Below are 21,363 nucleotides of genomic sequence, written 5' to 3'. Positions count from 1 at the left end.
TTCGCCTCACCTGAGCGAAGGCGTCACGTGCACCACCACAGGAAGCGGTCGCACTCCGTCGGGGACGGGTCCGGGCTCGGGGCCGCGGTGGTGGGGGTGGCCGTGGGGCCCGCGCCGCCGCTCGTGGACGTGGGCGTGGCGGTGGGGGGCGACGCGCCGGGGGGCTTGCCGGTCGCCGACTGGGTGTCGGGGCTTCTGCTCGCGTCGGGGCCCTCGCTCTTGGACGCGGAGGGCGAAGGGGACGCGGAGGCCGACGGGGAAGGCGAGTGCGAGGGAACGGTTCCTGCGGTGTCGGTGTCCGTCGACGCCGATTCGCTCGCCTCCGGGGAGGCGTCGTCCTCGGCCGAATCCCCGCCCGCAGCGGCCGGCTTGGGGGAGGATCCCGGGGCGTCCATGCCCAGCTCCGCGAGGCTCAGACCGCCGGCCGCGAGCACGAACCCGGCGGCGATCAGCAGGGTCCTGCGGCGACGCCTGCGGTGGGCCGCGGCCTTGCGGTCTCGACGACTGGCTCCGCCGGTGGGGTCGTCGCCCTCGTCCTCGTCGTACTCGTCGGCGTGGGTGTTCTCGGGTTCCGCGGAGGGAGTGGCGCCCTCGGCGCTCTCCGCACTCCGGCCACGCGCGCGTCGCCGCGAGGCCCGGCCACCGGTCGGCTCCGCCGCGCCCTCGGCCACGCCGTCGCTCACGGCGGCCTCGACGTCGGCATCCGAGCCGGTGTCGGTCCCGGTCGAGCCGTAGCCCGCCCCGGACTCCGCCGACCGGCCACCTGCCGGATCCCCCGCGGGGGAGGCGGCACCACGGCCGTCGCCGCCGTACGCCATGCCACCGTGACCGCCGGCGTCGTGCGCCACACCAGCCGGGCCGTACGAGGTGGGGCCGCGCCCGTCTCCGTCGTACGACGTGACCTCGTCGCCACTTCCGCCGTACTGAGAAGTGGCACCCGTGCCGTACGCCCCGGCCATCCCCTGGCCGCCGTACACACCCGTCCCGCCCGCGTACGCGCCCGCGTGGGCGTCCGTCGCGAGGGAAGGGTGGCCGTACTGCTCCTCGGCTCCGTACGCCGCGTACACCGGGGTCGTTGGAGGCTCCTGCGGCTGAGCCTGGGCCGGTACGCGGGGGGCGTACGCGCGTAGCTCTTCGATCGAGGTGCCGCAGCCCGGGCAGGCGAGGGCGCCGTTGAGGTGCCGTCGGCACGGGAGGCAGAAGTCCATGACGCGGGAAGATTAAGTTCCGGACCGGTGGCGTTCCTAGAGACAGCTGTGAAGGTTGTGTGGGGAACCGGCTGTTCCGGTGCGGCAGTCGAGGATGTTCCACTCCCATCGCATCGAAACCGACATCGCCGGTTCCCCGTCGGCTCAGGTTTTCTTACGGGCCGTCATCACGCGCTGGATCAGGATGAACGCGCAGAGCAGCACACCGGTGGCGATCTTCGTCCACCAGGAGCTGAGCGTGCCCTCGAACTGGATGATGCTCTTGATCAGGCCGAGGACGAGGACGCCGAAGAGGGTGCCCAGGACGTAGCCGGATCCGCCCGTCAGCAGGGTGCCGCCGATGACCACCGCGGCGATCGCGTCGAGTTCCATGCCCACGGCGTGCAGGGGGTCACCGGACTGGATGTAGAGCATGAAGAGCAGGCCGGCCAGCGCGGAGCAGAAGCCGCTCATCGTGTAGACCGCGATCTTCGTGCCGCCCAGCGGGAGGCCCATCAGCAGGGCCGACTGCTCATTGCCGCCGACGGCGTAGACCCGGCGTCCGAAACGGGTGTAGTGCAGGATGTAGAAGGCCGCGGCCAGGACGACCAGGGCCACGACGGCGCCGATCGACAACTCCCCCACGCCCAGCGGCACTCGCGTCTGGGCGAGGCTGCTCACGTCAGAGTCGTCGATGGCGATCGACTCCTTGCTGATGACCAGGCACAGGCCCCGGAAGAGGAAGAGACCGGCGAGCGTCACGATGAACGGCTGGATCTCGAAGTTGTGGATCACATAGCCCATGAGGAAGCCGCCGAACGCTCCCACGGCCAGGGATATCGGGATCACCAGGAGCAGGGGTAGGCCCACGTCCTGGACCAGCCACGCCGTGAGCATCGTCGTGAAGCCGATCACCGAGCCCACCGACAGGTCGATGCCGCCGGACATGATGACGAAGGTGGCCCCGACGGCGGCGACCAGCAGATAGCCGTTGTCGATGAACAGGTTGAGGAACACCTGCGAGTCGCCGAAGCCGTAGTTCTGGTAGCGGCTGAGGCCGACGATGTACATCACGAGGAACAGCGCGGCCGTGACCAGGACGGACAGCCGTCGGTCGCCGAGCAGACGGGCGGACCTGGACGTCGTACGACGCTCCGGCGCGCCTGGTGTCGCGGGAGTTTCAGTGGTCGTACTCATCACGACACCTCCATCTTGGGAGCGGGGTCGGCGGACTCGGCGACCGCGGCGGGCGCTGCCGGGCCCGTCGCCTTCGCGCGGGCGCCGAAGACCTTGGCGCGGAACTTCGGGGACTGGAGCAGGCACACGACGATGACGACGGCTGCCTTGAAGACCAGGTTGGTCTGGGTGGGAACGCCGATGGTGTAGATCGTCGTCGTGAGGGTCTGGATGACCAGCGCGCCGATGACCGTGCCGCCGATGGAGAAGCGTCCGCCGAGCAGCGAGGTGCCGCCGATGACGACGGCCAGGATCGCGTCGAGCTCGATCCACAGGCCGGCGTTGTTGCCGTCCGCGGCCGAGGTGTTGGAGCTGATCATCAGGCCCGCGATGCCCGCGCACACCGCGCAGAACACGTACACCATGATCTTGATGCGCATCGACCGGATGCCCACCAGACGACTGGCCTCGGCGTTGCCGCCCACCGACTCGACGAGCAGACCGAGGGCCGTGCGGCGGGTCAGCAGGACGGTGACGGCCACGACCGCGGCCACCACGAAGATGGAGAAGGGCAGCGTCAGCCAGTAGCCGCCGCCGATGAGCTTGTACGGCTCGCTGTTGATGGTGATGATCTGGCCGTCGGTGATCAGCTGGGCGACACCGCGGCCGGCGACCATGATGATGAGGGTCGCGATGATGGGCTGGATGCCCATCCTGGCGACGAGGAAGCCGTTCCACAGTCCGCAGACCACCGCCGCGATCAGGCCGAGGCCCATCGCGAGCAGCACCGAGGACAGGGCGCCCTGGTCGGCCTGGTCGCTGATGTACGAACAGGTCAGGGCCCCGGTGATGGCGACCACGGCGCCGACCGAGAGGTCGATGCCGCCGGTGGCGATGACCAGGGTCATGCCGACCGCCACCAGGATCAGGGGCGAGCCGAACAGCACGATCGACACGAGGCTGCCGTAGAGGTGGCCGTTCGTCATGTGGATCGCGAAGAAGTCGGGCGTGAAGGGGACGTTGACGAGCAGCAGGGCCACCAGGACCGCGACCGGCCAGAACAGGTTGTGGCGCGTCAGTGCTCGCCAGCGGGAGGTGGTGGTCACTGGTGTTCTCCGCTCGCGATGGTCTCGAGGATCTTGCTGGGGGTGATCTCGGGCCCGTTGGTGAGCTGTGCCACCAGCTTGCGGTCGCGCAGCACCCCGATGGTGTGGCTGAGGCGGAGGACCTCCTCCAGCTCGGCCGCGATGTAGAGCACGGACATGCCGTCCTCGGAGAGGGAGACCACCAGCTTCTGGATCTCCGTCTTGGCACCGATGTCGATGCCGCGCGTCGGCTCGTCCAGGATCAGCAGCTTGGGCTGGGTGATCAGCCAGCGGGCGAGAAGCACCTTCTGCTGGTTTCCGCCGCTCAACTGGCCGACCCTGGCCTCCGGGTTGGCGGGGCGGATGTCCAGCGCCTTGATGTACTTGGCGACGAGTTCGTCGCGCTGTGCGGTGGGGATGGGCCGGGTCCAGCCGCGGGCCGCCTGCAGGGCGAGGATGATGTTCTCACGGACCGTCAGATCCGGGACCAGGCCCTCGGTCTTGCGGTTCTCCGAGCAGAACGCGACCCCGGCGCCGATGGCGTCGTTCGGGGCGCTCAGGGAGACCTGCTTGCCGCCGATGGTCACCGTGCCGCTGTCCGGCTGGTCGGCGCCGAAGAGCAGCCGGGCCAGTTCGGTGCGGCCGGAGCCGAGCAGGCCCGCGAGGCCGACGACCTCGCCCTTCTTGATGTCCAGGTCGAAGGGGGCGATACCGCCGGCCCTGCCGAGGCCCTCCGCCTTCAGCAGCGACTCGCCCACGTCCGCGTGGAGTTGCTGGTCGTGGAGCTCCTCCAGCTGGTCCAGGGCCTTGCCGATCATCAGCTCGATCAGCCCGACCTGGTCGAGGTCGCGGACCATGTGCTCGCCGACCAGGGTGCCGTTGCGCAGCACGGTCATGCGGTCGCAGATCTCGTAGATCTGGTCGAGGAAGTGGGAGACGAAGAGGATCGCCACCCCCTCGTCCCTCAACTGCCGCATCAGGCGGAACAGTTCGAGCACCTCGTCGCGGTCAAGGCTGGAGGTCGGCTCGTCCAGGACCAGGACCTTGGTGCCGGAGCCCTCGCCGTCGCTGTCACCGGTGCCCACCGACCGTACGATCGCGACCAGTTGCTGCACCGCGAGGGGGTACGAGGACAGCGGCGCGGTGACGTCGATGTCGAGGCCGAGACGGTCGACGAGCTCCGCCGCCTCCTTGCGCATGCGCTTCCACTGGATGCGGCCCGCGCGGGTGGGTTCACGTCCGATGAAGATGTTCTCCGCCACCGACAGGTTGGGGCAGAGGTTGACCTCCTGGTAGACCGTGCTGATGCCGGCCTGCTGCGCCTGCAGCGGGCTGCCGATCCGCACGGCCTTGCCGTCGAGGGTGATGGTGCCGCCGTCCAGGGAGTAGACCCCGGTCAGCACCTTGATCAGAGTGGACTTCCCTGCCCCGTTCTCGCCCATCAGGGCGTGGATCTCGCCGGGGAAGAGCCGGAAGTCGACGCCCGACAGAGCCCTTACCCCCGGAAACTCTTTGACTATGCCCGTCATCTCCAGGACGGGCTGCGGCTCTGCCATGGCAGCGCTCCTCATGGACTCATCGAATCTCGTTCACGGCCCGCGGGGAGCCTCCTTGAGCCGAGGTGTGCTCGGCCTGCCGGAGGCTCCCTGCCGGTGAGTGCGGTCGGTCGGTGCCGCGGTGGATCAGTACACGCGGTGGATCAGTACGCGCGGTCGCTCAGTACTTGCGGTCGTTCAGTACTTGCGAGCGGCTCAGTACTTGCGGGTGGGGAGCGCGGCCTTGGCCTGGTCCTGCATGAAGTCGCCCTCCTTGGTCTTGATCCAGCGCTCGACCTTCTCGCCGTTCTTGACCTTCTTCACGACGTCCATCAGCTGGGGGCCGAGCAGCGGGTTGCACTCGACGATGGCGTTGATCTTGCCCTCGGACATGGCCACGAAGCCGTCCTTCACGCCGTCGATCGAGACGATCAGGATGTCCTTGCCGGGCTTCTTGCCCGCCGCCTCGATGGACTGGATGGCGCCGATGGCCATGTCGTCGTTGTGCGCGAAGAGCACGTTGACGTCCGGGTTGGACTGCAGGAAGGCCGCCATGACCTGCTTGCCGCCGGCGCGGGTGAAGTCACCGGTCTGGCTGACGACGATCTTCCAGTCGTCCGCGTGGTCCGCGTCCATGACCTCCTTGAAGCCCTTGGCGCGCTCGATGGCGGGGGCGGCACCGGTGGTGCCCTCCAGCTGGGCGATCTTCACGGCGCCCTTGTGACCGGCCTTCGTCAGGACCTTCTCCAGGATCCTGGCGGCGCGGCGGCCCTCGTCGGTGAAGTCGGAGCCGACCAGGGTGACGTACAGGGACTGGTCGGAGGTCTCGACGGAGCGGTCGGTGAGGACCACCGGGATCTTCGCGGCCTTGGCCTCCTTGAGCACCGCGTCCCAGCCGGTGACGACGACCGGGGAGAAGGCGATGACGTCCACCTTCTGCGCGATGTAGCTGCGGATGGCGGAGATCTGGTTCTCCTGCTTCTGCTGGGCGTCGGAGAACTTCAGGTTGTAACCCGCCTCCTTGGCCGCGGACTTCACCGAGTCGGTGTTGGCGCTGCGCCAGCCGCTCTCGGAGCCGACCTGGGAGAAGCCGAGGGTGATCGTCTTGCTGCCGCCGGAGGAGGTGCTGGAGTCCCCGTCCTCCTTGGCACAGGCCGCCAGGGTGCCCGCCGCCGCCACGCCGATCGCCGCAGTGAGGAAGTTCCTTCTGTTGAGCATGTTTCTTCTCCTTTGAAGAGCCAGAACCGATCGCACTGCGTCCAGCCTGTCGATCATTATTCGAAATACCGGTCACACTGGTGTGCGAATGTTGCTGATTGGCGCTGATGGGTTGTCGCTCGGTGTCCGTCAGTCCGGTGCGGTGCTGGCCCGGACGACGAGTTGGGGTTCGATGGCGACTCCGGGCGTCCCGGAGGGCTCCCGGCCTTCGATGAGATCCAGCAGCAGGTCGATGCTCCGCTTGCCCACCGTCGCGAAGTCCTGCCGGACGGTGGTGAGCGGTGGAGCGAAGAACTCCGATTCCGGGATGTCGTCGAAGCCGACCACCGCGACGTCCTGGGGAGTGCGTACGCCCGCCTCACGCAGCGCCCGCAACACCCCCAGTGCCATCTGGTCGTTGGCGACGAAGACGGCGGTCAGTCCGCGGCCCACCCAGCCGGCCAGTTCCTGCCCCGCACGATAGCCCGACAGCGGACTCCAGTCCCCCCGCAGCGGCATCGGCGGCTCGACGCCCGCCGCTTCGAGGGTCGCTCGCCAGCCGGCGGCCCGGTCGGTCGCCTCCTGCCAGTCCTCGGGCCCGGCGAGATGCCAGACCGTGCGGTGGCCGGCGGCCAGCAGATGACGAGTGGCCAGCCGCCCGCCCAGCCACTGGTCCACGTTGACACTGGGGATCTCCGCGCCCGAGCCGGTCCCCACGGCCACCACCGGGAAGGGACGGCGGAGTTCGGCGAGGGCCTCGACCGCCGACCGCTGCGGAGCGAGGGCGATCACCCCCTCCACCCCGCCCTCGCTGAGGTGGTCCAGGGCCTCGGAGAGGGTCTCCACCGCGAGCCTGCGCAGACTGACCGTCGAGACGGTGTACCCCTTGGCACGCGCCGCCTCCTCAAGCGCGAACAGCGTGCTGGCCGGTCCGTAGAGGGTGGTGTTGGAGGCGACCACACCCAGGGTCCGGGTGCGTCTGGTCGCCAGGGCCCGCGCCGAGGAGTTGCGGCGATAGCCCATCTCCTCGATCGCGCGCTGCACCTTGGCACGCGTCTCGTCCCGCACATTGGGGTGATCCCCCAGTACGCGGGAGACGGTCTGGTGGGACACCCCGGCCAGGCGTGCCACGTCGGCCATGGTGGGCGGCCGAAGCTGTACGTGGTTCACGGTCGCACCTCCTTGGCGATCGTTTTCCGACAAGTCCTGTGGGGTGGGCGGACGATACCGCGCCGTCCGGATCACGCGGGGGTTCCGGACAGCCCCGTGACCTCGACCGGTAAGGCGGCTGGGAGCACTGCCGACACGACGCTCGTACCTCCCTGGATGCCGGTGGGCATCGATCGATGAATGCGGAGGTCATTGTGAGCGCTAACAATTCGCGGCGGTCAAGAGGGCTGCAGCGGGAAGTGTCGTTACGGTTGAGTAACGCGACTAGCTGCGGGAGTTCGGGAGGGGGGCGGTTTCGCGGGGCCGCGCACCACCGATGTGGGGCGATGTGGGCGCCACACGGAAACCGTTACTCGTTCGACCACCCGACCCATTGACACTCCGACCGCCTCGTCCTTACGGTCGAGCCAGCATTTCGAACGTGAGCCGAAATTTCGAACAAGCTCAGTAAGTCTAGGGAGTAGCTGACGTGCGCATCACGGGAATCAGCACGCACGTGGTCGGGACGCCATGGCGGAACCTGACCTACGTCCAGGTGCACACCGACGAGGGACTCACCGGAGTCGGCGAGACCCGCATGCTGGGCCACACCGACGCCCTGCTCGGCTATCTGCACGAGGCGAAGACGAACCACATTCTCGGGTCGGACCCGTTCGCTGTCGAGGACCTCGTCAAGCGTATGAAGTACGGCGACTACGGCCGGGCCGGCGAGATCGTGATGTCCGGTATCGCCGTGATCGAGATGGCCTGCTGGGACATCAAGGGCAAGGCCCTGGGTGTGCCCGTCTGGCAACTGCTCGGCGGCAAGGTCACCGACAAGGTCAAGGCGTACGCCAACGGCTGGTACACCACCGAGCGGACGCCGGAGGCCTACCACAAGGCCGCCCGGGGGGTCATGGAGCGCGGCTACAAGGCGCTCAAGATCGACCCCTTCGGCACCGGGCACTTCGAGCTCGACCACGAGCAGAGCCAGTACGCCGTCTCGCTCATCGAGGCCGTCCGTGACGCCATCGGGCCGGACGCCGAGCTGATGCTGGAGATGCACGGCCGTTTCTCCCCCGCCACGGCCGTCCGCCTGGCCAAGGATCTCGCGCCCTTCAAGCCCGCCTGGCTGGAGGAGCCGGTGCCGCCGGAGAACCTGAAGGCGCTGGAGAAGGTCGCCGCCAAGGTGGACATGCCGGTCGCCACGGGTGAGCGGATCCATGACCGCATCGAGTTCCGCGAGCTCTTCGAGAGCCAGGCCGTGGACATCATCCAGCCCGACGTCGGCCACATCGGCGGCATCTGGGAGACGCGGAAGCTGGCCGCGACCGCCGAGACCCACTACATGCTGGTGGCGCCCCACAACGTGGGCGGGCCGGTCCTGACCGCCGCCTCCCTCCAGGTCGGCTTCACCGCTCCGAACTTCAAGATCCTGGAGCACTTCAACGACTTCGCCGACGCGGAGATCAAGAAGGTCGTCAAGGGCGCCCCGCAGGTCGTGGACGGCTACTTCCACCTCTCCGACGCCCCCGGCCTCGGTGTCGAGCTGGACGTCGACGCCGCCGCCGAGTTCCCGCAGCAGCAGGCCCGGTTCGACCTGTGGGCCGAGGGCTGGGAGCGGCGCAAGCCCAAGGGCGCCGCGAAGTGAGGACCGCGGTCGTCATCGAGGCGCCCGGCGAGCACCAGCTCGTCGAGCACACCCCTCGGGAGCCCGCCGCAGGCGAGGCGCTGGTCCGCGTCCACGCCGTCGGCATCTGCGGCAGCGACCGCGAGGTGTACCAGGGCAACCGGCCCGAGGGGTACGTCCGCTACCCCCTCACGCCCGGCCACGAGTGGTCCGGCACGGTCGAGGCGGTGGGCTCCGGGGTTCCGGTGTCGCTCCTCGGCCGCAAGGTGGTGGGCGAGGGCTTCCGGAACTGCCAGGTCTGCGACCGCTGCCACGCGGGCGAGACCACGCTGTGCACGGCCGGCTACGAGGAGACGGGCTTCACCCAGCCCGGCGCCATGGCCGCCACGCTCACCCTGCCGGCCCGGCTGCTGCACGCCCTCCCGGACGACGCCGACCTGACGGCGGCCGCGCTCCTGGAACCCGCCGCCTGCATCGCCGCCGCCGCTCTCAAGGCGAACGCGCGGCCCGGCGAGCGGGTCGCCGTCGTGGGCACGGGGACGCTCGGGATGTTCGCCGTCCAGCTCCTGAAGGCGGGTTCCCCGGCGGAGCTGCTGGTGGTGGGCACCCGCCCGGACCGTGCGGAGCTCTCGAGGACCTTCGGCGCCACCGACTTCCGCACCCGGGACCAGGAGCTGCCGGACGATTTCGACGTCGTCATCGAGACCGCCGGATCGGCCTCCGCCGCCAACACCGCCGCCTCGCTGCTCCGACGCGGTGGCCGGCTCGTCCTCACCGGCATCCCGGCCCCGGGCGCCGACGGACTGGACCCGACCGACCTCGTCGTACGGCAGTTGGAGGTGCACACCGTGTTCGGGGCGCCGCCGGACGCCTGGGCGCACACGGTGCGGGTCTTCGGAGCCGGGCTGCTCAATCCGCTGCCGCTCGTCACACACGAGTTGCCGCTGGACGAATTCCCCCAGGCCATCGAGTTGGTGGGGTCCGGCGATCCGAAGGTCGGGAAAGTCCTCCTACGGCCATGACACACCACTGAGCCGTACGCCGGTACGGGGTTACCTGATGACTTCGTACCGGCGTACATCCACAGCCTTGCGCACCCAGAGCCGCGAATGTCGTCCGAAATACCGAACCCTGAAGGACAGCTTGTGACCGAGACCACCGCCAGCGCGGCCCGACGACCCGGCGAGCGGGCACTCGCCGCGCTGGGCCTGAACGCGCCCGCCCTCGACCCCTCCGACGCGTCCCCCCACACCTTTCCCGGTGGTGGACGCTGGCGCACCGAAGTGCCCTCCGTGGAGGGCCCCGAGGCCCTCGGCGTGGTCCTCAAGGAGGCCTCGCGGCTCGATGTGCCGATCCACCGGATCAGCCAGGGCTCGGGCGTGTGGATGCTCACCGACGCCGAGATCACCGAGATGGTGGAGGCGACCGCCGAGCGTGACATCGAGCTCTGCCTGTTCACCGGCCCCCGGGGCACCTGGGACATCGGCGGCTCCACCCGCACCGACTCCAGAGGCGGCGGGCTGCGCGCCCGGGGGCACGACGCGGTCGCCGGCTGCGTCGAGGACGCGGTGCGCGCCACCGAGCTGGGTGTGAAGTGCCTCCTCGTCGCCGACGAGGGTGTGCTGTGGACGCTGCACCGGGCGCGGGCCGCCGGGATCATCCCGGCCGACACCACGCTGAAGGTGTCGGCGCTGATCGGGCCGGTGAACCCGGCCGCGTACGCCGTGTACGAGAACCTCGGCGGCGACTCGATCAACGTGCCCAGCGATCTGACGCTCGATCACCTCACCGAGATCCGGCGGGTGTCGGCCGCCCCGATGGACATGTACATCGAGGCCCCCGACGATCTCGGCGGCTATGTGCGGATGTACGAGGTCGCCGAACTGATCCGGCGCGGCGCACCGCTCTATCTGAAGTTCGGCCTGTCGAAGGCGCCGGGGATCTACCCGTACGGGCACCACATGCGCGATCTCACACTGTCCACCGCCAAGGAGAGAGTGCGGCGCGGACGGCTTGCCCTGGATCTGCTCGAACGACACGGGGCGGACGGCGACATGGCGCCGCTCGGCTCCCGACTGCCGGGCGAGCTGAAGCGATTCGAAACACCTGCATAACGTTCCGGACAACGCCCCTTCACAAAACCCGACGCAGTCGCACAGACTCCGACACAACCCCGCCTCTCCCGGTCGCTCCCCCGCACCGCCCCCAGGCACCCGTACTGCCGGACCGCACCCGGCCTCCCGACATCAAGGATGATGATCATGCGTACTCGTCGAGCCGCACTCACCGCCATAGCCGGCGCCGCCTCGCTCGCCCTCACCCTCACCGCCTGCGGCCAGGACAGCAAGGGCGGCAGCGAGGAGAGCACGGGCAGCGCCAAGGGCGGCACCATCGGCATCGCGATGCCGACCAAGTCCTCCGAGCGCTGGATCGCCGACGGCAACAACGTCGTCAAGAACCTCAAGGCCAAGGGCTACAAGACCAAGCTGGTCTACGGCGAGGACGACCCCGACCAGCAGGTCTCGCAGATCGAGAACCTGATCACGCAGGGCGTCAAGGGCCTGATCGTCGCGGCCATCGACAACAAGTCGCTGAACAACGTGCTCCAGCAGGCCAAGGACGCCAAGATCCCGGTCATCGCCTACGACCGTCTGATCCTCGGCACGCCGAACGTCGACTACTACGCGTCGTTCGACAACACCAAGGTCGGTGAGCTGCAGGCCAGTTACATCGTCGACAAGCTGGGCCTGAAGAGCGGCAAGGGCCCCTTCAACATCGAGCTGTTCGCCGGCTCCAACGACGACAACAACACCAAGTACTTCTTCGGCGGCGCGATGAGCGTGCTGCAGCCGTACATCGACAGCAAGAAGCTCGTCGTCAAGTCCGGCCAGACCAAGATCAACCAGGTCACCACGCTGCGCTGGGACGGCACCACCGCCCAGCACCGCATGGAGGACGTCCTCACCTCCTCGTACAAGAGCGGCCGGGTCGACGCGGTCCTGTCGCCGTACGACGGCATCTCCATCGGCATCATCGCCGCGCTGAAGTCGGACGGCTACGGCTCCGCGAGCAAGCCGCTGCCGGTCATCACCGGTCAGGACGCCGAGCTCGCCTCGGTGAAGTCGATCATCGCCGGCCAGCAGACGCAGACCGTCTACAAGGACACCCGCAAGCTCGCAGAGGTCGCCTCGACCATGGTGGACGACGTCCTCAACGGCAAGAAGCCCGAGGTCAACGACACCAAGACGTACGACAACGGCTCCAAGGTCGTCCCGGCCTACCTGCTGCAGCCGGTCAGCGTCGACAAGAGCAACTACACCAAGGAACTGGTCGACACGGGCTACTACAAGGCGAGCGAGCTCAACTAGTCAGCCCCTCCCTGTCGGCCCATCCCCCTGATTGAAAGGCACGACCATGGCGGGACCCGTCCTGGAAATGCGCTCGATCGTCAAGACCTTTCCCGGCGTCAAAGCGCTGTCGGACGTCACACTGACCGTCCGTCAGGGCGAGGTCCATGCCATCTGCGGTGAGAACGGCGCCGGGAAGTCCACCTTGATGAAGGTGCTCTCCGGCGTCCATCCGCACGGCACGTACGAGGGCGACATCCTGTTCGAGGGAGAGGTCGTCTCCTTCAAGGACATCCGCGCGAGCGAGCAGCACGGCATCGTGATCATCCATCAGGAACTGGCCCTGGTGCCGTTCCTGTCGATCGCGGAGAACATCTTCCTCGGCAACGAGCACGCCTCCGGCGGGTTCATCAACTGGAACGAGACGCTCAAGCACGCCACCGAACTGCTGCGCCGGGTGGGTCTCACCGACCACCCGGAGACCCGGATCACCGACATCGGTGTGGGCAAGCAGCAGCTGGTGGAGATCGCGAAGGCGCTCTCGAAGAAGGTGAAGCTGCTCATCCTCGACGAGCCGACCGCGGCCCTGAACGACGAGGACAGCGGCAAACTCCTGGATCTCATCCTGGAGTTGAAGAAGCAGGGCATCACCTCGATCATCATCTCCCACAAGCTCAACGAGATCCGCCGGGTCGCCGACTCGGTGACGATCATCCGCGACGGGAAGTCGATCGAGACGCTCGACGTGAAGGCCCCGGAGACCACCGAGGACCGGATCATCTCGGGCATGGTGGGCCGCGACCTCGATCACCGGTTCCCCGACCGCACGCCGTACGAGGGCGAGACGGACGCGGCCCCGGCCCTTGAGATCCGCAACTGGACCGTCCACCACCCGATCGACCAGACGCGCAAGGTGGTCGACGACGTGTCGATCCATGTGCGGCGCGGGGAGATCGTCGGCATCGCGGGCCTGATGGGCGCGGGCCGCACCGAGCTCGCGATGAGCGTGTTCGGGCGCACCTACGGCCGGCACGCGGGCGGCCAGGTCTTCAAGGACGGCAAGGAGATCCGTACGAAGTCCGTCGCGGAGGCGGTCGAGCACGGCATCGCGTACGTCACCGAGGACCGCAAGCACTACGGTCTCAACCTCATCGACAACATCAACCGCAACATCTCGCTGACCGCCCTGAACAAGGTCGCGAAGCGCGGTGTCGTCGACGAGCACGAGGAGCGGAAGGTCGCCGAGCGCTTCCGCAAGTCGATGAACATCAAGGCGCCCACCGTCTTCGAGACGGTGGGCAGGCTGTCCGGCGGCAACCAGCAGAAGGTCGTCCTCAGCAAGTGGATCTTCGCGGGTCCCGAGGTGCTGATCCTGGACGAGCCCACGCGCGGTATCGACGTGGGCGCCAAGTACGAGATCTACACGGTCATCGACCAGCTGGCCGCCGAGGGCAAGGCGGTCGTCTTCATCTCCTCCGAGCTGCCGGAGCTGCTCGGTATGTGCGACCGCATCTACACCATGGCCGCCGGACGGCTCACGGGTGAGGTTCCGCGTGCCGAGGCCACGCAGGAAGTGCTGATGCGCCAGATGACGAAGGACAAAGAGGTAACGCGATGAGCACCGATGTGACGAAGGTTCCGGCCGCGGCGCCGCCCGGCAAGGGCGGGGGGTCGTCCTCCGGCGAGGGCCTGCTCCAGCTGATGCTGGGCGGACTGCGCCGCAACATGCGCCAGTACGGCATGCTGATCGCGCTCGGCCTGATCGTCGCGCTGTTCGCGGTGTGGACCGACGGTGACCTGCTGCTGCCGCGCAACGTCTCCAACCTGGTGCTCCAGAACAGCTACATCCTGATCCTCGCGATCGGCATGATGCTGGTGATCATCGCGGGGCACATCGACCTGTCGGTCGGTTCACTCACCGCGTTCGTGGGCGCCTTCGCGGCCGTGCTGACCGTGCAGCACGACGTGGCCTGGCCGGTCGCGCTGGTGCTGACCCTGGTGGTGGGCGCGGTCGCGGGCTCGGTCCAGGGCTATCTGATCGCGTATCTCGGCATACCGTCGTTCATCGTCACCCTGGCGGGCATGCTGCTCTTCCGCGGTCTGACGGAGATCCTGCTGGAGGGTCAGACCCTCGGCCCGTTCCCGAACGGTCTGCAGAAGCTCGGCAACGGCTTCCTGCCCGAGGTCGGCCCGGAGACCAACTACCACAACCTCACCCTGCTGCTGGGCTTCGCGCTGCTGGCCTTCGTGGTCTACCAGGAGATCCGCGACCGCAAGCGCCAGCAGGAGTTCGCGCTGGACGTGCTGCCCAGGAACGCCTTCCTGCTCAAGCTCGTCGCGATCGCCGCCGCGGTCCTCGCGGTCACGATGCTGCTCGCCAGCTACCAGGGCGCGCCGATCATCCTGCTCGTCCTCGGTGTGCTGGTGGTCGGCTACGGCTACGTCATGCGCAACGCCGTCTTCGGCCGGCACATCTACGCGATCGGCGGCAACCTGCCGGCCGCGAAGCTGTCCGGCGTCAAGGACAAGAAGGTCACCTTCCTTGTCTTCCTGAACATGGGCGTGCTCGCGGCCCTGGCGGGTCTGGTGGTCGCGGCCCGCCTGAACGCGGCCTCCCCGAAGGCGGGACTGAACTTCGAACTCGAGGCCATCGCCTCGTCGTTCATCGGTGGCGCGTCCATGAGCGGCGGTGTGGGAACCGTCCTCGGCGCGATCATCGGTGGTCTCGTCCTCGGTGTGCTGAACAACGGCATGAACCTCCTCAGCGTCGGCACCGACTGGCAGCAGGTCATCAAGGGTCTGGCCCTGTTGGCGGCGGTCGGCTTCGACGTGTGGAACAAGCGCAGGGTCGGTTCGTAGACCACGACCGGATCGGGCCCCGCCGGAAGGCGGGGCCCTTCCCATGGGAGGAGAAAAGGACCGGTGAAGACGCTCTTCGGCAGGCTCGCCGACGGTACCGAGGTCGACCGGTGGTCGCTGGAGAACGGCGGTACACGGCTGAAGGTCCTGTCGTACGGCGGGATCGTGCAGTCCCTGGAGGTCCCCGACCGGGACGGTCGGTACGCGAATGTCTGCCTCGGCTTCGACCGGGTCGAGGACTACGTCGCCTCCAGCCCGTACTTCGGCGCGCTGATCGGTCGGTACGGCAACCGCATCGCCGAGGGCCGGTTCACCCTGGACGGCAAGAGCTACCAGCTCTCCGTCAACGACGGGGTCAACAGCCTGCACGGCGGCACCCAGGGCTTCGACAAGCGGGTGTGGGACGTCGAGCCGTTCACCAAGGGCTCGGACGTCGGCCTGCACCTGTACTGCACGTCCGTCGACGGCGAGATGGGCTACCCGGGCACCCTGGAGGTGAAGGTGACGTACACCCTCACCCACCACGGCGACTGGCGGATCGACTACGAGGCCACCACCGACCAGGCCACCGTGGTCAACCTGACCAACCACGTGTACTGGAACCTCGGCGGCGAGGGCACCGGCACCATCGAGGACCACGAGCTGCACATCGCCGCCTCCCGCTACACGCCCACCGACTCGGGTCTGATCCCCACCGGTGAGCAGGCGAAGGTCGCGGGCACCCCCTTCGACTTCCGCGAGGGCAAGCGGATCGGCCGGGACATCCGGGCCGGTCACGAGCAGCAGGTCTTCGCCAAGGGCTACGACCACAACTGGGTCCTCGACAAGGGCGTCACGGCCGAGCCCGAGCACGTGGCGACCCTGCGCGACCCGTCGTCGGGCCGCACCCTGAGGATCTCCACCGTCGAGCCGGGTCTGCAGTTCTACTCGGGCAACTTCCTCGACGGCTCCCTCACCGGCACCGGCGGTCACACCTACCGCCAGGGCGACGCCCTGTGCCTGGAGACGCAGCACTTCCCGGACTCGCCGAACCACCCGTCGTTCCCCTCGACGGTGCTGCGTCCGGGCCAGACACACCGGACCACGACGATTCACTCGTTCGGCGTCTGACCTGGTGAGATGACGAATTCGGGCCCCGGGTTCCCGAACTCACACTTCTTTCACACCCGTTGAACAGCGCCACTCAGGCGTCCGTATGTAAGGGCGGCCCGTGCTCCCCCGCGCGGGCCACCCCATGACGACGGACCCGGTCGTCCCCGCCGGGTCCGCCCCATACGGAGGTTCGATGGCCGACAACGTCACCTCGTTGTTCCGCAGCACGGCTGCGCACAGCCCGTCCATGGCGGCGCTGGCGCGCGAGGGCGGCGACGGGACGGGGCCGGTGGACTTCTGTATCCCCTGCAATCCCTACTTCCCCACCCCGGCGATGATGGACACCATGGCCGCGCGGCTGAAGGACATCATCACCTACTACCCCAGCAGCGCCGACACGATCACCGCCGAGCTGTGCAACCTGCTCCAACTCCCGCCGCAGGCCGTGGCGATGGGCAACGGCTCGACCGAACTGATCACCTGGATCGACCACCTGCTGGTCCGCGAGTCCCTGGCCATCCCGGTTCCCACCTTCGGCCGCTGGACCGACCAGCCGATGGAGACCGGCAAGCGGGTCGACATGTTCCCGCTCCAGGAGTCCAGCGGATTCGCTCTGGACCTCGCGCAGTACGCCGAGTTCATACGCACCCGGGGCACGCGGGTCGCGGTCATCTGCAACCCGAACAACCCCGACGGCGGCTTCCTCCACAAGCACGCGCTCGTGCAGTTCATGGACGCCATGGCCGACCTGGACCTCATCATCATCGACGAGTCGTTCCTGGAGTTCGCCGACGCGGAGTCCGAACCGAGCGTCGTCCAGGAGGCGATGATCCGGCCGAACGTCATCGTCCTGCGCAGCCTCGGCAAGAACTTCGGCCTGCACGGCATCCGCTTCGGCTACATGGTCGCCAACCCCTCCCTCGCGGGCCGGGTCCGCTCGATGCTGCCGAAGTGGAACCTCAACGCCTTCGCCGAGTACGTGGTGTTCATGCTCAAGGAGCACGGCGCCGAGTACGCGCAGAGCCTCCACCAGGTCCGCCGGGACCGCCTCGACATGGCGAGCCAGCTCTCCGCGCTGCCCGGCCTGACCGTCTACCCCTCCCAGGGGAACTTCCTCTTCGTGCGCCTGCCCGTGGGTGCCGAGGGCACCGTGGTCCGGGACCGGATGCTCACCGAGCACCGCATCCTCGTCCGCGAGTGCGGCAACAAGATCGGTTCGTCAAGCCGCTTCCTGCGGCTCGTGGTGCGCCCCCAGGTGGACGTGCGTCGCCTGGTGTCCGGCCTGGAACAGGTGCTCTACGGGACCAGGAGGGGAGCCGCCGTGCCCGAGCTCGCTCAAGGGACCAGCTACAGCTCGGGTACGGCGGCAGTGGACCGGCTGGTCGGCCAGACCAACGGGGCGGGCATGCAGGACCTCGCGGCGATGGCCGTAGGCGGTGGGGGGATGGGCGGAGGCGTCGGCATGCCGATGCCGGTGGCCCAGCCTGTGGCGGTGGCCGCGGCGGCGCCCATGGGGGCGGCTGCTTCCATGGGTCCCATGGGGTCCATGGGTTCCATGGGTTCCATGGGGGCGGGGATGCCGATGCCGGCCCAGATGCCGGCGCCGGCCCCGATGCCTGCCCCTGCACCTGCCCCTGCCCCTGTCCCTGCCCAGATGCCGACGCCTCCGCCGGCCCCTGCGGCTCCCGCGCCCTTCGCGCCGCCCAGCGGGCCGACTCCGGTGGGAGTGCCGGCCCGCGGCGGGCTCACGGCCGCGCAGGTGCGGGGCATGACCGCGCCGGCGCCCGGGGCTCCGCAGGAGCTGTCCCAGGCGCCCGCCACCGGCTGGCCCAACGCTCAGAGCTGGCCGAACGCGGCGGGCATGGGGCAGACCGGTTGAGCGGCGTCCACGTGTTCACCTGATCAGTACGCGACCGGCCATCCACTGCTCCAGTTCAGGAGGTTGATGCCGAGCTTGGCGGTGCCGTTGGCGTTGCCGTCGTAGTAGTGGTAGACGATCAGGTCGCCGTCGGTGTCGTTCATGATGGACTGTCCGCCGGGGCCGATGATGCTGCCGTGGGTCTCCAGGACCGGGGTGCCGCCGTTGTTCATCATCGAGACGCCGTTCTTGTCGACGTACGGCCCGGTGACGCTGGTGGCGCGGCCGACCTTGACCTTGTAGGTCGAACTGGTGCCGGCGCAGCAGGTGTCGTAGGACGCGAAGAGGTAGTAGTAGCCGTTCCGCTTCACGATGTACGGCGCCTCGACGGCCTTGGTCCCGGTGGGGCGGGAGGCGATCGAGTACCGGGTGGTGTTGGTGGAGAGCTGCTTGCCGGTGGCCGGGTTGATCTGGATCATCTTCAGGCCGGTCCACCAACTGCCGAACGACAGCCACCACTTGCCGTCGCCGTCGACGAACAGGTTCGGGTCGATGGCGTTGTAGTCGCTGGAGGTGGTGGAGGTGTACACGGTGCCCTGGTCGCTCCAGGAGCCGGGCAGACCGGTGCTCGAAGTCGCCAGGCCTATCGCCGACTTGTTGGAGCCGAAGGTCGAGACGGCGTAGTACATCAGGTACTTGCCGCCCTGGTAGGAGATGTCGGGCGCCCAGGCCTCGGTGGCGTACGACGACCACCAGCCCGGCTTGGCGGAGAAGGCGTCGCTGCCGGCCGTGAACGCGATCCGGTCGGTGGAGATGCGGTAGCCGAGGCCGCCACCGGTGCCGTACAGCAGGTAGCGGCCCGCCGAGGTACGGATCATCGTCGGGTCGTGGACGGTGGTGGCGCCGGTGACGGTCCCGGGGTTGGGGTACGCGGAGGCCGTGCCCGGGATCAGGGCCAGCAGGAAGGCCACGGGGACGGCCAGGAGTGAGGTGCGGCGCACGGTGACGCTCCTTCGCAGGATGCGAGTGGGGGGATGTTCGATATGCCGATCACCGATCAGAGCTTCGGGCGGGACCGTAGAATCGAACCCCTTGCGCGTCAATGGTCCGCGCAGCAACAGCCGTTGGCACGACGGCGCTCAGTCGGCGAGACCGGCCCGGCGCAGCAGTTTCAGCCAGTCGTCGTACTCCACCAGTTCGTCGTCGACCGACGCGAGCCGCTTGTACTCGTCGAACGTGGCCAGTCGCTCCAGGAAGTACGCCGCCACGCTGGGCGCGAGCTGCTCGAAGCGCTCCGCGTCGACCCAGTCGGCGCCTTCTTCGGGGGCTCCGAGGACGCCGCCGCCCGCGCGGTCGAGGAAGACCGGGGCCTGCTGGGCCATCCCGACACAGTAGAGCTTCTCGGGGGACAGCGGCAGCGGGGAGTCGACCACCGGCTCGCAGTAGAACTGGTGCTCCTCCGCCTCGTCCAGACCGAAGAGCTGCACGGACGGCCCGCAGCTTGCGCCGTCGAGCACCCGGCAGAAGTCCAGGAACTCCCGCGGCACCCCGTCGGCCTCCGCGGCGGCGGCCGTCTCCTCGTCGATCGTCCCGCCGAGCGTGAACGACAGCACGTCCGGACTCTCCGCCAGTGCCGTCCGCAGCGCGTCCACCGTCGCGATCAGCCGGGACGACGCCGGGCTCGCGCTAGTCATCTGGCCACCACTTGATGTCGATGTCGACGGGATTGCCGTCCGTTCCGGCCTCCACCTTACGGACGGCGTCGGCGGTCTCTTTGGCGAACTCGGAGTCATGGGTCGTGGGTCGTGTCCGGCCGGTCCATGCCCACACCATCCGTTTCCATGCCGACGACCCGCGCCCGCTGCCCCTCCCCCGAACCGCTCGCCCGCCTCGGCCTCCGTTCGGCGTTCCGGCGGTGAGGTCGCCGCGCAGCGCCCCGCGTGCCGCGTCAGTCCTGTCAGGAGGCGAGCGCGTCCCGCATCGCCTTCGCGGTGACCGCCGGGTCGTATCCCTCGGGAACGCCGTCGACGAGGATGATGTCGCCCTCGATGTGCCGCGAACGCAGTGGCGCGATCCCCTGGTACGCGGCGGAGTCCCACCAGGCCCGCGCCTCGGCGATCCCGGGAAACCCGATCACCACGACGTGTCCGGGCCAGCCGCCCTCCCTCACCTCGTGCTGCGCACCATGCACGAGGAAGCGGCCGCCGTACGGTTCGAAGGTGGCGGTGATGCGCTCGATGTACTCGGCGATCTCGGGATGCGGCGCGGCTTCCCGCAGGTGGGCTATGGCGTAGGCGGTCATGGTGTCCTCCCGGTCGGTAGGGCTCCGTACGCCGACGAGCCTGGCACGCGGGGCGAACCGGGGGCGATTACCCGCGAGGTAAGCGGGCCGGTCGCCCGGGGATCCCGGGGTCCGGGCGTCCGAGCACTTCAGCGGGGAGGAGCACCGGTCCGCACCGCCGCGATCCCCCGCGCTCGCAGCCGATCCCTGGTGCGCGGACGGAACTCGGGCTCACGCCCTTCGTGACGCGGACCCTCGACCAGGACAGGCGCCGGCACGACCGCCGGCACCTGAGCCCCGCTCGCCGCGCGGCATCGCACACGAGGGGCGTCAGCTGTCCGTCGCCCCCGCCTTCCTGGCCAGCGCCCGCCACCGCGGCAGATCCACCTCCGCTCGGACCGTCTTGCCCGGCGGCGGCTCCCGGTCCAGCACCTCCCAGCGGTCGGCGAGGGCGTCGACGAGAAGGAGACCGCGGCCGCCGTCGTCCAGGGGCCCTGATGGCCGCACGGCGGGAACGGGCTCGGCGCGCGTGTCGGTGACCTCGACGCGCACACTTCCGGGGACGAGGGAGAGCCGCAACTCGAAGTCACGCCCCGGCACCCGACCGTGCGTCACCGCGTTCGCGGCGAGTTCGGCGACGATCACCGCGACGGAGTCGGCGGCCGGGGCGTCGTGCGGGATACCCCAGTCGTGCAGCTGGTTCAGGGCGAGATGCCGGGCGAGACGGGCAGCTCTCGGGGTCGCACTGAGTCGCTGAGTGAACATACGTACGGTGACCGGCGGTTGGGGGGTGGCAGGTGCTGTCATGGCCCCAATCTGGCGCCCCCGGGCCGAACTTCTCCAGGTCCACACCGCGTACGCCGCGGCAGAGTACGCGGTCACGGACTGGACAGTACACGTGACGGACCGTGACCATGAGTGCGGGAGGTGACCGACTGTGGTCGATGGTGGCGGTGAGCCGGAGTCG

At 68.7% G+C, this 21,363-nt stretch carries 17 protein-coding genes and 1 pseudogene; 8 read left to right on the top strand and 10 right to left on the bottom strand.

Features of this window, described 5'->3' with window-relative positions; all coding sequences use genetic code 11:
- Window positions 1–23: 23 nt before the first annotated feature.
- The 6 genes from D1369_RS28405 to D1369_RS28380 all read right to left on the bottom strand — a co-directional run bounded on the left by D1369_RS28405 (window position 24) and on the right by D1369_RS28380 (window position 7,350).
- Window positions 24–1,208: a hypothetical protein gene (locus tag D1369_RS28405; protein WP_007381761.1), complete on the bottom strand. Its 1,185-nt coding sequence runs from the start codon at window positions 1,206–1,208 to the stop codon at window positions 24–26.
- Window positions 1,209–1,352: 144 nt separating this feature from the next.
- Window positions 1,353–2,384 carry a galactofuranose ABC transporter, permease protein YjfF gene (yjfF, locus tag D1369_RS28400; RefSeq protein ID WP_037899859.1) on the bottom strand — a complete coding sequence of 344 codons (1,032 nt, stop codon included), beginning with the start codon at window positions 2,382–2,384 and terminating at the stop codon, window positions 1,353–1,355.
- On the bottom strand, window positions 2,384–3,469 hold the full coding sequence (locus D1369_RS28395; protein ID WP_007381763.1) for an ABC transporter permease: 1,086 nt from the start codon (window positions 3,467–3,469) through the stop codon (window positions 2,384–2,386). The genes yjfF and D1369_RS28395 overlap by 1 nt, the downstream gene beginning before the upstream one ends.
- Entirely contained in the window at window positions 3,466–5,004 is a 1,539-nt protein-coding gene (locus D1369_RS28390; RefSeq protein WP_007381764.1) for a sugar ABC transporter ATP-binding protein, read from the bottom strand. Before D1369_RS28390 ends, D1369_RS28395 begins: the two co-directional genes overlap by 4 nt.
- A gap of 195 nt (window positions 5,005–5,199) precedes the next feature.
- Window positions 5,200–6,201, bottom strand: a complete 1,002-nt coding sequence (locus D1369_RS28385; protein WP_007381765.1) for an ABC transporter substrate-binding protein — start codon at window positions 6,199–6,201, stop codon at window positions 5,200–5,202.
- 129 nt (window positions 6,202–6,330) lie between these two features.
- Entirely contained in the window at window positions 6,331–7,350 is a 1,020-nt protein-coding gene (locus D1369_RS28380) for a LacI family DNA-binding transcriptional regulator (RefSeq protein ID WP_037899861.1), read from the bottom strand.
- Between the two features lie 469 nt (window positions 7,351–7,819).
- Here D1369_RS28380 and D1369_RS28375 point away from each other — a divergent pair, with 469 nt between their 5' ends.
- From D1369_RS28375 to D1369_RS28340, 8 genes and pseudogenes are all read left to right on the top strand, one after another.
- Window positions 7,820–8,980 carry a mandelate racemase/muconate lactonizing enzyme family protein gene (locus D1369_RS28375; RefSeq protein WP_007381767.1) on the top strand — a complete coding sequence of 387 codons (1,161 nt, stop codon included), beginning with the start codon at window positions 7,820–7,822 and terminating at the stop codon, window positions 8,978–8,980.
- Window positions 8,977–9,981, top strand: coding sequence for an alcohol dehydrogenase catalytic domain-containing protein (locus D1369_RS28370; RefSeq protein ID WP_007381768.1), 1,005 nt, complete (start codon window positions 8,977–8,979; stop codon window positions 9,979–9,981). The genes D1369_RS28375 and D1369_RS28370 overlap by 4 nt, the downstream gene beginning before the upstream one ends.
- 123 nt (window positions 9,982–10,104) lie before the next feature.
- Window positions 10,105–11,073 (top strand): hypothetical protein, encoded by a 969-nt coding sequence (locus tag D1369_RS28365; RefSeq protein WP_007381769.1) that lies wholly within the window; start codon window positions 10,105–10,107, stop codon window positions 11,071–11,073.
- 147 nt (window positions 11,074–11,220) lie between these two features.
- Window positions 11,221–12,327: a multiple monosaccharide ABC transporter substrate-binding protein gene (chvE, locus tag D1369_RS28360; protein ID WP_037903274.1), complete on the top strand. Its 1,107-nt coding sequence runs from the start codon at window positions 11,221–11,223 to the stop codon at window positions 12,325–12,327.
- Window positions 12,328–12,373: 46 nt separating this feature from the next.
- The gene (gene mmsA / locus D1369_RS28355; protein WP_037899862.1) at window positions 12,374–13,924 is read left to right on the top strand and encodes a multiple monosaccharide ABC transporter ATP-binding protein; all 1,551 of its coding nucleotides are present in this window, start codon (window positions 12,374–12,376) and stop codon (window positions 13,922–13,924) included.
- Window positions 13,921–15,165: a multiple monosaccharide ABC transporter permease gene (gene mmsB, locus D1369_RS28350; protein WP_007381772.1), complete on the top strand. Its 1,245-nt coding sequence runs from the start codon at window positions 13,921–13,923 to the stop codon at window positions 15,163–15,165. Before mmsA ends, mmsB begins: the two co-directional genes overlap by 4 nt.
- A gap of 60 nt (window positions 15,166–15,225) precedes the next feature.
- A pseudogene (locus tag D1369_RS28345) lies at window positions 15,226–16,275 on the top strand (aldose epimerase family protein); the annotation flags it as partial.
- A 175-nt stretch (window positions 16,276–16,450) separates the two neighbouring features.
- Window positions 16,451–18,136 carry a histidinol-phosphate transaminase gene (locus tag D1369_RS28340; RefSeq protein WP_118082670.1) on the top strand — a complete coding sequence of 562 codons (1,686 nt, stop codon included), beginning with the start codon at window positions 16,451–16,453 and terminating at the stop codon, window positions 18,134–18,136.
- 23 nt (window positions 18,137–18,159) lie between these two features.
- On the opposite strand, the gene D1369_RS28335 is transcribed toward D1369_RS28340, so the two are convergent.
- The 4 genes from D1369_RS28335 to D1369_RS28320 all read right to left on the bottom strand — a co-directional run bounded on the left by D1369_RS28335 (window position 18,160) and on the right by D1369_RS28320 (window position 21,203).
- Window positions 18,160–19,116 carry an arabinan endo-1,5-alpha-L-arabinosidase gene (locus tag D1369_RS28335; protein ID WP_007381776.1) on the bottom strand — a complete coding sequence of 319 codons (957 nt, stop codon included), beginning with the start codon at window positions 19,114–19,116 and terminating at the stop codon, window positions 18,160–18,162.
- Window positions 19,117–19,254: 138 nt separating this feature from the next.
- Window positions 19,255–19,809: a hypothetical protein gene (locus tag D1369_RS28330; protein WP_202476987.1), complete on the bottom strand. Its 555-nt coding sequence runs from the start codon at window positions 19,807–19,809 to the stop codon at window positions 19,255–19,257.
- Window positions 19,810–20,072: 263 nt separating this feature from the next.
- Complete coding sequence (locus tag D1369_RS28325) at window positions 20,073–20,417, bottom strand: DUF1330 domain-containing protein (RefSeq protein WP_007381778.1); 345 nt, start codon at window positions 20,415–20,417, stop codon at window positions 20,073–20,075.
- 309 nt (window positions 20,418–20,726) lie between these two features.
- A complete protein-coding gene (locus D1369_RS28320) occupies window positions 20,727–21,203 on the bottom strand; it encodes an ATP-binding protein (protein ID WP_007381779.1) in 477 nt (158 codons plus the stop codon).
- Window positions 21,204–21,363 lie beyond the last annotated feature (160 nt).

The sequence above is a fragment of the Streptomyces sp. CC0208 genome, assembly GCF_003443735.1.
GTDB lineage: Bacteria > Actinomycetota > Actinomycetes > Streptomycetales > Streptomycetaceae > Streptomyces > Streptomyces sviceus.
This window is presented reverse-complemented; position numbering and strand designations above follow the sequence as displayed.

What these genes read in the sequence shown, in the direction of transcription:
- D1369_RS28340 (WP_118082670.1), top strand. Translation starts at nt 16,451, where the DNA reads ATGGCCGACAACGTCACCTCGTTGTTCCGCAGCACGGCTGCGCACAGC.
- D1369_RS28405 (WP_007381761.1), bottom strand. Translation starts at nt 1,208, where the DNA reads ATGGACTTCTGCCTCCCGTGCCGACGGCACCTCAACGGCGCCCTCGCC.
- D1369_RS28325 (WP_007381778.1), bottom strand. Translation starts at nt 20,417, where the DNA reads ATGACCGCCTACGCCATAGCCCACCTGCGGGAAGCCGCGCCGCATCCC.
- mmsA (WP_037899862.1), top strand. Translation starts at nt 12,374, where the DNA reads ATGGCGGGACCCGTCCTGGAAATGCGCTCGATCGTCAAGACCTTTCCC.
- D1369_RS28390 (WP_007381764.1), bottom strand. Translation starts at nt 5,004, where the DNA reads ATGGCAGAGCCGCAGCCCGTCCTGGAGATGACGGGCATAGTCAAAGAG.
- D1369_RS28385 (WP_007381765.1), bottom strand. Translation starts at nt 6,201, where the DNA reads ATGCTCAACAGAAGGAACTTCCTCACTGCGGCGATCGGCGTGGCGGCG.
- yjfF (WP_037899859.1), bottom strand. Translation starts at nt 2,384, where the DNA reads ATGAGTACGACCACTGAAACTCCCGCGACACCAGGCGCGCCGGAGCGT.
- D1369_RS28320 (WP_007381779.1), bottom strand. Translation starts at nt 21,203, where the DNA reads ATGACAGCACCTGCCACCCCCCAACCGCCGGTCACCGTACGTATGTTC.
- mmsB (WP_007381772.1), top strand. Translation starts at nt 13,921, where the DNA reads ATGAGCACCGATGTGACGAAGGTTCCGGCCGCGGCGCCGCCCGGCAAG.
- D1369_RS28330 (WP_202476987.1), bottom strand. Translation starts at nt 19,809, where the DNA reads ATGACTAGCGCGAGCCCGGCGTCGTCCCGGCTGATCGCGACGGTGGAC.
- chvE (WP_037903274.1), top strand. Translation starts at nt 11,221, where the DNA reads ATGCGTACTCGTCGAGCCGCACTCACCGCCATAGCCGGCGCCGCCTCG.